Here is a 9,506-nt window from a genome sequence, read left to right as displayed (position 1 = left end):
TTATGTCGGAACTCTATTCACAATAAGGTATTCTAGCCCCGTCTTTTTCGATGGTCATCTGCTCAATTGAAACAGTGGTACGATAATCACTACCTGAAGTACCAAAGATGTAATAACATCCCGTGGCTGTTTCGCGAGCCTTGTACACATCTCCCTGATTAATTTCATCTTCACTTACTAATTCAAATCCACTGGGTAAACCCGCACTTACTTTTGTACTACCAATTTGACCACATCCAATTAAAAATATTAAAATCAATATTGTTGTAAATAACAGTCTATTCTTCATTCAATTGCCTCCTTTTACTTAGAATCTCTAATTTATTTCGTTTTACTTTCTACGCATAGATTTTACTTGATTTTGGATTTCACTTGCTATTTTCTCTATTTCTATTGCATTGGATTCAATCTTGTCTAATCGGTTGCTTGGTCTTCTTCCGATTGCATAATATTCCATTTCCTCTTTGTGTTCATCCAGCTTATCTATCAATTCAAACATTTTTTTGTTCTTTGTGTTAGCTTGATATTGATGCATAATCACAACCTCCCATTCCTGTTAGCTTCATATTAAAAGTTCCATTTTAATTTGCCTATTTCATAATTCAATAATCAATGCTTTAAAAGGCTTGCCTTCTCCGTCTTTATTGTCTATTCCATATACATTTCCAAACTCTTCATCTTTATAAAGTTTTACATCTTCTACTTTCAAATCACTAGGAGAAACCTCGTCAATAAATTCTGTTCTTGGATTAACGAAAATTTTATAATCGTCTGGATAAGATCTCAACATATCTTTCAATTGTTTTACTGTTAATATATTATACATTATAGATTCTCCTTTAAAAGATTCAATTTAATCTAAAGATACTTTAATTGTCACACTCTTCCCCTCCATGTGCTTTTTATATTCACTGCTGAGCCAGTTGTTAATCTTATTTAGCCTTCCTTCAGAAAATGATTCGCTCTCTAAGTACCAGTCTTCTAACACAAAGTTATGTTTGCTACTGTTGCACGATTTACAAGCTGGAATGCAATTGTTTAAGTTATTAGAACCATCGTGATCTGCATGATCTTTGTGCAAGTAGTTTCCATATCTTTCTTTTGCCATCCCATCACTTATACCGCAATAAGCACATGAGTTATCAAAATGTTCTTTGCAACTTTTCCACTCCCGCTCTGTTATATCATGATGCTTATTCATCTGCCTATAAAAATTATATTGCTTAATTTTATCAGGGTTTTCTTTTCTCCAGACCTTCATATACTCTTTTCTTTGTGGTTTTCTAGCGTGATATCTAGTAATGTCGGTATTCCTTCTTCCCCACTCTCTTTTGAAATCTCTTGTTTTTTCAATGTTTTTTCTTTGCCATTTCACGTTTTGTTTTGAAATACACTTCTTACATTTTCCCTGGTAATTAAAATACTTCTTTTTGGTCTTAGGATAAACCCATTGCCCATAGTAGTTTGACTCTAAGGGCTTTATAACACCACATCCTCTGCACCTTCTCATTTTAATTTCCGTTGTTATCAATTCATTCCTCCTCCCTTGATCCTACCTTTTTATAAAATAATTGTTTTAATTAGATTTATTGTAGATATTTTCTTGATCCTTGATTTTATTTGCTGACTCTAGATACAGCTCCATGTATCTTGGCGATACTCCTAGCGACCCCATTTTCGCATACAGTTCTGATTCTGATAATTGCTTTTCTTTAGACTTCCGTTTAAACAATCTCATCTTCACCCCACCCTTCTTGTATCTTAATTTTATTCTTCGCTTATTATTTCCACTACATCCTGAATTGGGACATCGAGAAAAATGCAGACCTTCTGAACTGTTGTAAGAGTTACACTCTCACCTTTGCGAAACTTAGATTGTGTGGCCGATGAGATTATACCCTTTTCCCTAAGATCATTTAGTTTCATTTTCTTTTTTATTAATGTTATAAATAGTGGTTCATATGAAATCATTTTTTAATCCATCCTTCCGGTATTTTACCATAAACGCCAGCGATATTTTAGGTCGGCTGTTACATAGAACCGTATTCATGCTTGATAATTTGTTCTATCTCTGATAATATCGACATAACCCTAACAGGTCATCTCTACTGTTTTGGTTAAAGCCAATCTCTCCTAGAGTTGGCTTCTTTTTTTATCTTAAATTTATTATACAACACTTAATATTGAAAGTCAACTATAATGTTACTTAATTATAATTAAAAAAGATCGCTGACAACCAATATATGTCGGCGGTCAACAATCTTCTTATCTGCCAAGATTTTCATTTTCATATTCTTTATAAACTTTTGGAATTTCTCTTCTTACAAATTGTAGTTGCTTACTTCTTGATTGCATGTCATCTTTTACTCTATATTTATCAAACAAATCTTTTAAATTTTTTGCATTCAAATATCCGTCTCTATCATAGATTACTTTGGCCAGAAAAATCATACCTGACCTCTCAAGCGAGTTAAAACTCATTTCTAAGCCAATATGATCTCTAATTGCGTCTAATCTCTTTCTGAGACTACCGTTACCCATTGGGGTTTCGGGATTTCCTCCAGAGTTGGCTTTCTTGAATACATAATCTGACTCGACTAGTTCAGAATACTCGTGTCCTCTAAAATTAGAATTCTCTCCCATATACTTCCAATAAATTCTCTCTTGATGAGCCTCTTTGATTAAGTTGATCGCAAAGGGATTTAAATGAATCTTTCTGCTACCGTCTTCTACTTTAATATATAACTCTTCTTCATTTACATCTGACATCTTTAAATTCAATAAATAATGGTTTCCCTTACCTGTAACACCTAAAAATGCAAGATAAACCATTAGCTGATCCTGTTTGTTTCTTAGTGGAGCATACTTATATCCATAAATCTTAGCTCCAGAGATCTCCTCTACTTGCTTATTGCTCAGAAATTTAGCTTGATGTTTGGAAATATCTTCAATGAAAGACTCTTTATCAATCTTGTCAAACTGGCTATCCTTACTAATTGTCCTATTTGTACTAATACCCCAGTTAACGTAGTCCTCAATCATACTTAAAAAAATTGCTGTTGTATTTTTACTGAAGTTTCTACTCAAAAAGAATTCGCGTAGTTGATCTGCGCTAAAATCAAATAGATCTCTTGAGAATCTTTGTTCAAACTCAAATGATTTCGAAAACATCCACCTAAAGTTAATTCTATAATTATCCGAAGTTTTGAGTTCTAAATAGATTTCTTTATATTTTGCATTGTACATTTTCATCATGATGACCACCCTCTTTTCTTTGATTAGTATTATAGTATATACACATTATATTACTTTATAACCTTAAAGTCAATATAATTTCAATAAAAAGATACTCAATTAAAGAAAAGGGGCGGTTTTAGGTAAGTTTATTATAAAGTTATTTATGAGTTCTTTATTAGAAAGTCATATTAGTAGGTATTTAGGATCACAATCAAAGAGTTCTGACTCAGCACTAGTAGTTCCATTGATTATGTTCCTGTGTAGGCTAATGAAGGTGTGATGGATATTAAGCTTATGTTCATTGTATATTATTTTTGGGTCGATCCCGTTCACAAGCGACACCTTTGTTGCGCTGATAGGTTCTTGTAGTATGTTTTGCAAGGCAATCTTCTTACTCGCTGCATACTCCTTTGCAAACATGATGTATTCGATGTAAACCTTTCCCTTTTTAAAAATTCTGTACTTATTTATACACATCCCCAAATTTTCCGACAAAAAAAACTCAACAAACTCTAGTAGATCCTCAGATGTTTTGATTAAAAAATCTAGTAAAACCCTGTGATCCATATTTGTCAGTCCTATCGAATCAAATAACGTTTCCTTCTCTTTTCTGAAATCTGTCATGTTGATCTCTCCCCTTCTAATGTTTGGTAATATTATACACCATTCTCACAAATAGAACAAGTGTTCCTTTTAAGGTTATAAGAATATTGCTGTAGCCAAGCGAACTCTTTTCCGATCATAAGAATGGTATAAAAGTACCAGTTGATAAGATAACTTTATTATAATGCTACCTAACAACACTGTCAAGACAATAATCGACACATTCTGGCATAAGTGGGTATTATTGCTTATTATATGTTTTTAACAAATTTGCAATTGATTCTAAAATCTCTGTTTCTGTTGAATTACCACTGTTTTCCACTTCTTTTATATTTATACGAACTTCGTATTTATTTAAATTGCCAATTAAATCCATTAAATTATTTACTCTGTTTTTTAAGTTTGTTCCAATATAATTTCCATTGATTTCCACTTTAAATGATTCTGTCACATGCTCGTCATAATCATCATTGACCGTGAATGAACTACTTTCCGACTCTGCTCTTTCAGAGATTGTATGTTTTTCATTACGTCTATCTTGCTTAATTTCTTCTGTATCTTCCGCTGTGTCAGCGCTTGTTGTATCCGACACAGTAGGATCTTCCTTAATCCCACCTAATAAATACTGAAGATTCTGATCATCCTCTTTGGTATATCTACTCTCTTTCATGTTGTTACCTCCTCTAGATAGCCATTCTTCATATGACTTCTTCCAATTACTTTTTTGGGTACTAAGTGTACCTTGCGATACCTTATTATTCCATTTTTCTACAATGTCTCTCGTTTTTAATTTAAGCTCTTTCATATAATGATCAATCAGCTCAAATTTTTGATAGTCCGGTAGCTCTTTGAATTCATGGTAAGGTATGACGTATTGTTTAGCCTCATCCATTTCTTCGCTACTTAACATATAAATTTCATCCCTTTCTATATCTTCTATATCAAGTTCTTCGATTAGTTTATTATATTTGTTTATAGATAGCTGCATCTCTTTCTGTATGTATGAGTTTGAGTATCTTCTTCTCCATTCGTATAAGAATAACTGTTGGTGATCTTCTTCATACGTCTTAAATTCTTTGAAAGGAATAACATTATCAAAAATGTTTTCAGTAGTTACCTTTGAATTCTTTTCATACCTTTTAAAATTGTTTTTGGCAAACCTTATCCCTCCCTTAATTCCACCCCGTTTGCCCTTACCAGTCATCCTATGAACATTGGAGCCTATTTTCTTCTTTTCCATAGACTCCTTATTGAACATTTTTTCAATTTCCCTAGAATTCACAGCGATATTTCCACCTTCCTGTTATACGTATTATCACCATTTTACAAACTTTTAATCAATTCGTCTACAAAGGACTCCTTTGCGCCATCTAGGATCATACTTGCATCGTTCATTTTCTTCTCTGCCATTTCGACCATTCTTTCGTCAATTTTCGCACCCACTGCATATAAATAATGAATGTTAGCAGGTTCGGTTTGACTAATTCTGTGAATACGTTTTTCCATTTGTTCCTTCATGAAAACTGGACTCCAGTGCATGTCAACAACAATCATGTGTTGCGACTTGGTTAATGTAATACCTTCACCTGCAGCATCAATATTACCTACCAATACCTTTTTAATTCCATCTTGAAACAAGTCCACCGAATCCTGTCTTTGCTTATCCGTTTTGCTACCATCGATAATAACAGCGTCTTCTTTAAACTTGTTTGCGATACTTTCTACCACATCTGTATAGTTACTTAACACTACGACTGATTTATTCTGCTCTAGCAAGTCTTTTACCATAGTCACAGCGTGCTTTGCCTTCTCTTTGGCCAATAGTCTTCTCGCTGCTCCGAACATCACTAGGTGCTGTCCATTGTCCTCGTAACTATCTCTTTCATCCATATACTTCTGGATTTTAGCTTCATACTGCTTTAAGTTAATGTCTAATGGGATAAAATTTCTGATACGTTCTGGCAAGTCGATATGATCCTCTGTACGCAGTCTAATCATACCATGAGGATAAAGCCTTTCAAATAGGTTGGACTGGTTACTAGACCCGTTATAACTTGTTCCAAAGCCGTTATTCTCTGCTCCACAATAAGTGTTTGCAAAAGCATACCAATTATTAGCCATAGAGTTATCAATAATACTTAATAGGTTAAAAATATCTTTAGTCTGATTGATAAATGGTGTTGCTGTTAACGGAAATACATACTCCATATTTTCAGTCAATGCCATTCCAAATTTTGCTCTTTTCGATGATGGCGTTCCTTTACCTGTAATACCTCTTAGCTTGTGTGCTTCATCAAAGATAAGAGTCTCAAAATTATCATTCTTAATATCCATATAGAAACGATCCAAAATATCATAATTCAAAATCAGATATTGAGCTGTCTTGTATTCATCCTTGCCGTTTAAAATAGCCACATCTGCATCTGGATTAACAATACGGATTTCCTTCTCCCAGTTACGTTTTACCGATGCCGGACAGATGACTACCGTCTTCGACTGAATCTTTTCTGTAACCATTACTGTAATTGTTGTTTTCCCTAAGCCTGCTTCAAGTCCATTAATAATTTTCTTCTCCTTCAACATTTGATTTGCTACATCAATTTGAAAGTCAAAAGGTGTTCGATCCATTTTTGGGAAATCTCCCAGCGATATTTCGGGTTGGCTGTTACATGAAATAAATTGATTTAAGTCGCTTGTGTCAACGTATTTCAATTCATCTAGCTTAGTGTGCAGCCATTGTAATTCGTCTTTACTGATTGCCCACGACTTATCCTTGCCATTGAATCGTCTGTTGCTACCCTCAATCATTTTAATTGTGTTAAGCACCCCATAATCAAAGTCAAAATTAACGACAATAGTCTTTTTATTTTCCTTTACCACGGACAGCTTAATCGTTTTTACTGTCTCACTTAATACTTCTTTGCAATAGCCGATTTGTCTTGTGTGGTCAACGGTATTCTTGACAGATAAATTCATGTTTTTTAGATTGTTTAATAATGCATTAATATACTTCTTATCTAATACCCATGCATCTAGTTCCATATTATAATTTGATTCTGGCACTTGTTTAATCTCTCTATATAATTCGTAATTATAATCAGTTTCTATTATTGCCTTACTTTTATCATGATCTTTAACCAACATGTTTTCACCCTCTTTATTTAATCAGAATATTAATATCCTCAATCTCTAATGCTTTCATGATTTTTTCCAGATTGTCTAAATTGATACTTCTTCTTTCTTCTGTTACATATCCATAAATTGTAGCCATTCTAATTTTTGTCATTTTGGCCAATTGGTAAGGTGTAATATCATTTTTTTCTAAATAACTCTTTAGTCTTAACTTCAACATTTCGATCATCCTCGTTAGTATTAACTCAATTAAGTATATACCCGATTGAGTGATTAGTCAAGGATAATTTTAATTTAATTATCCAACTGTAAATGTACAAATTAAAACGATAATCATTATTATTATTATTCCATAATAGAATAACGCATCTGACCATTTAATTGTGTCTGTGTCAAATAAGTAATGGTTTATTATGTGTACCAACCGCATTAGACAACCTCCTTGTTTATTTATGTATAAGTGACCGATACAACGTATCAGCCACTTTAAACTCTTATATTACTTAGCCAATGATTTTACTTGCTGGATTGCTTCGAATTCGATTTCCTCGTTCTTCTTTTCGATAGCTTTGCCGATTAGAAACACATCAATTAATGTCCATAAACCCAGACCACCGACTGTCAATGTCATTCCGATTGCATAGCCGATATTTCCTGCATAATATCTATGACCGCCAATCCCACCAAAGAAAAACCAAAGCGCATACGCTACACCTTTTGACTTCTCTTTTCTTCCTGCTTCAGATTGCACCATTGACAATTGCTCGGCTGTTAGTTCCTTTTTAGCTAATAAGTTATTCATTTTTAATATCCCCTTTTTCTCTTTTTATTATAATGTCACCTAATTATATCCAAAAAAATAATCTACTCTTCGAATTACCGACCCTCACCATAAGAAAATATTACTATAATTAAAATAATAACAGCTACCCATAATGTTTTAGATCTAAAAAACCTCCTCACATTCTTCATAATGCTACCTCCCTATTTTTAATATTGCATAAGTTCCAGCGATATTTCACCCTTGCTGTTATATGAATTAAAAGGATTGTTTTATCAGATTGGATTAATGCCATTTTTATTACACCACATTTTAAATAACTCCTTAGATCTGTTATGAACCTTAATATAATCGGAATAGCTACAATATACTTTATTATACTGCACTGTACATATAGTGTTATCTATTATTATATTCATTTTCACCCCTCCATATAATATTGTTTAATATTGTCCTTTATAATTCTTCTTATTGTTACAACGGACAGCACCTCCCTGAGATCCATACCATTAAAGTAACTGTCTACTTGGAATGTGTCTTTATCCTTGTCATATAGCTTGATTTTCATTAATCCATTCCTAAATACTTTACCGTTGCGAATCTCCTTCATGATTTGCCCTACTGTCTGTTGCTGCATTGTGCTCTTCCGGCATTATCTAACTGGTTCCACACTGTTTCTAGATTATTCGTAGAGTCATTATTATTGTCTAATGTTCTGCATTTATCATTATCGCAAACCCACTCACCGTTAAGTGCGGTAACTCCAAAATCCTCTCTGACAAATTCCCCACAAGACTCACATTTATATTCCTCCATAATGTTTACCCTCCTATAAAGTAACTATTCCATTAAATCATAGTTGCAATTCCAATAATAACTACACTAATTCCTGCTACCACATACATTAAACAACCGCCATGTTTATAATTGGCTCCTGCTCTTTTTCTGATTCCTAATGGTGGACTTTTCCTCATAATGAACACCTCTATTCAATTTAAATTAAATATTTTTATTACAAAAATGACAGCGATAATATACAGATTCTGTTATATGGATTTCATTTATGCAAAACTATATATTAAAAAGTCTTCTAAATAATCCTCTTGAGATAATCCGTGATAGCCATTGATGTCTTGAAAATCTTGTAACGTTGGATTCCTCAAAACTCCATAAGTAATGCCCATAGCGTCATTGTATCTACTATCCTTGTCTGTCTCATAGTCTGAGTGATCTTCCCAGAAACTCTCCAACATATCCCCCATGAGACTATCCTGTATTATTATTTCGTCTAATTCTACCTCGCAAGGTTTGTCCGTTCCGTTATAAAAGTAATATACATTTTCCATTTTAAATTTCCCCTTTTTATATTATATTTTTATTTTCTGCCGCCGCCCGCGCCCGCCGCGCTTGTTGAAAATGGCAGCGATATTTGAGTAGTGCTGTTATATGAATTTGTTCAATTCTATAGTAATCATTTCAAAGTTGCTTATTTTAAATTTATTTTTTGCTAATTTTAGACTGTATTTGTACTGTTTGATATAAGCGACTTTGACGGTTTTATAACTACTATTGTATGCTAGTATCAATATCACATTAAAGCCTGCATGCCTTGCTTATATGGGCACTAGAATGATGTTTCCCATTTCTCCAACCCCTTTTTATACATTGATTTATTTTATTTTCTAGTTTAAAAATTGAATGGTGCTTCAACCCTTAAAGTAGGAAATAAAAAACCTACTATTTTATACTAATG

Annotated in this window: 17 protein-coding genes; all 17 read right to left on the bottom strand. The window is 33.2% G+C overall.

What is annotated here, in order from left to right:
* Positions 1 to 13: 13 nt before the first annotated feature.
* The 17 genes from JOC34_RS02575 to JOC34_RS02505 all read right to left on the bottom strand — a co-directional run bounded on the left by JOC34_RS02575 (position 14) and on the right by JOC34_RS02505 (position 9,099).
* Positions 14 to 289, bottom strand: a complete 276-nt coding sequence (locus JOC34_RS02575) for a hypothetical protein (protein ID WP_205135140.1) — start codon at positions 287 to 289, stop codon at positions 14 to 16.
* Positions 290 to 331: 42 nt separating this feature from the next.
* Positions 332 to 535 carry a hypothetical protein gene (locus tag JOC34_RS02570; RefSeq protein WP_205135139.1) on the bottom strand — a complete coding sequence of 68 codons (204 nt, stop codon included), beginning with the start codon at positions 533 to 535 and terminating at the stop codon, positions 332 to 334.
* A gap of 60 nt (positions 536 to 595) precedes the next feature.
* Positions 596 to 826 (bottom strand): hypothetical protein, encoded by a 231-nt coding sequence (locus JOC34_RS02565; RefSeq protein WP_205135138.1) that lies wholly within the window; start codon positions 824 to 826, stop codon positions 596 to 598.
* Between the two features lie 27 nt (positions 827 to 853).
* Positions 854 to 1,531: an HNH endonuclease signature motif containing protein gene (locus tag JOC34_RS02560; RefSeq protein WP_205135137.1), complete on the bottom strand. Its 678-nt coding sequence runs from the start codon at positions 1,529 to 1,531 to the stop codon at positions 854 to 856.
* A 45-nt stretch (positions 1,532 to 1,576) separates the two neighbouring features.
* Entirely contained in the window at positions 1,577 to 1,738 is a 162-nt protein-coding gene (locus JOC34_RS02555; protein WP_205135136.1) for a hypothetical protein, read from the bottom strand.
* Positions 1,739 to 1,767: 29 nt separating this feature from the next.
* Positions 1,768 to 1,971, bottom strand: a complete 204-nt coding sequence (locus JOC34_RS22165) for a helix-turn-helix domain-containing protein (protein ID WP_205135135.1) — start codon at positions 1,969 to 1,971, stop codon at positions 1,768 to 1,770.
* 294 nt (positions 1,972 to 2,265) lie between these two features.
* Positions 2,266 to 3,255 carry a phage lytic cycle repressor MrpR family protein gene (locus tag JOC34_RS02545; protein ID WP_205135134.1) on the bottom strand — a complete coding sequence of 330 codons (990 nt, stop codon included), beginning with the start codon at positions 3,253 to 3,255 and terminating at the stop codon, positions 2,266 to 2,268.
* Positions 3,256 to 3,420: 165 nt separating this feature from the next.
* A complete protein-coding gene (locus JOC34_RS02540; protein ID WP_205135133.1) occupies positions 3,421 to 3,861 on the bottom strand; it encodes a hypothetical protein in 441 nt (146 codons plus the stop codon).
* A 220-nt stretch (positions 3,862 to 4,081) separates the two neighbouring features.
* On the bottom strand, positions 4,082 to 5,122 hold the full coding sequence (locus tag JOC34_RS02535) for a hypothetical protein (protein ID WP_205135132.1): 1,041 nt from the start codon (positions 5,120 to 5,122) through the stop codon (positions 4,082 to 4,084).
* A 41-nt stretch (positions 5,123 to 5,163) separates the two neighbouring features.
* A complete protein-coding gene (locus tag JOC34_RS02530) occupies positions 5,164 to 6,984 on the bottom strand; it encodes a DEAD/DEAH box helicase (protein WP_205135131.1) in 1,821 nt (606 codons plus the stop codon).
* Between the two features lie 13 nt (positions 6,985 to 6,997).
* On the bottom strand, positions 6,998 to 7,192 hold the full coding sequence (locus tag JOC34_RS02525) for a helix-turn-helix domain-containing protein (RefSeq protein ID WP_205135130.1): 195 nt from the start codon (positions 7,190 to 7,192) through the stop codon (positions 6,998 to 7,000).
* Between the two features lie 78 nt (positions 7,193 to 7,270).
* Positions 7,271 to 7,402 carry a hypothetical protein gene (locus tag JOC34_RS21940; protein WP_275577665.1) on the bottom strand — a complete coding sequence of 44 codons (132 nt, stop codon included), beginning with the start codon at positions 7,400 to 7,402 and terminating at the stop codon, positions 7,271 to 7,273.
* 69 nt (positions 7,403 to 7,471) lie between these two features.
* Complete coding sequence (locus JOC34_RS02520; RefSeq protein ID WP_205135129.1) at positions 7,472 to 7,774, bottom strand: TM2 domain-containing protein; 303 nt, start codon at positions 7,772 to 7,774, stop codon at positions 7,472 to 7,474.
* A gap of 400 nt (positions 7,775 to 8,174) precedes the next feature.
* Positions 8,175 to 8,363, bottom strand: coding sequence for a hypothetical protein (locus tag JOC34_RS02515; protein ID WP_205135128.1), 189 nt, complete (start codon positions 8,361 to 8,363; stop codon positions 8,175 to 8,177).
* 8 nt (positions 8,364 to 8,371) lie between these two features.
* A complete protein-coding gene (locus tag JOC34_RS02510) occupies positions 8,372 to 8,569 on the bottom strand; it encodes a hypothetical protein (protein WP_205135127.1) in 198 nt (65 codons plus the stop codon).
* Between the two features lie 32 nt (positions 8,570 to 8,601).
* On the bottom strand, positions 8,602 to 8,727 hold the full coding sequence (locus tag JOC34_RS21935) for a hypothetical protein (RefSeq protein ID WP_275577664.1): 126 nt from the start codon (positions 8,725 to 8,727) through the stop codon (positions 8,602 to 8,604).
* 87 nt (positions 8,728 to 8,814) lie between these two features.
* Positions 8,815 to 9,099, bottom strand: a complete 285-nt coding sequence (locus JOC34_RS02505) for a hypothetical protein (protein ID WP_205135126.1) — start codon at positions 9,097 to 9,099, stop codon at positions 8,815 to 8,817.
* Positions 9,100 to 9,506: the final 407 nt, after the last annotated feature.

It is taken from the genome of Virgibacillus halotolerans, from assembly GCF_016908515.1.
GTDB classification, from domain to species: domain Bacteria; phylum Bacillota; class Bacilli; order Bacillales; family Amphibacillaceae; genus Virgibacillus_M; species Virgibacillus_M halotolerans.
The sequence above is the reverse complement of the archived record's forward strand: the minus strand, read 5'-3'. Positions and strand labels throughout refer to the sequence as shown.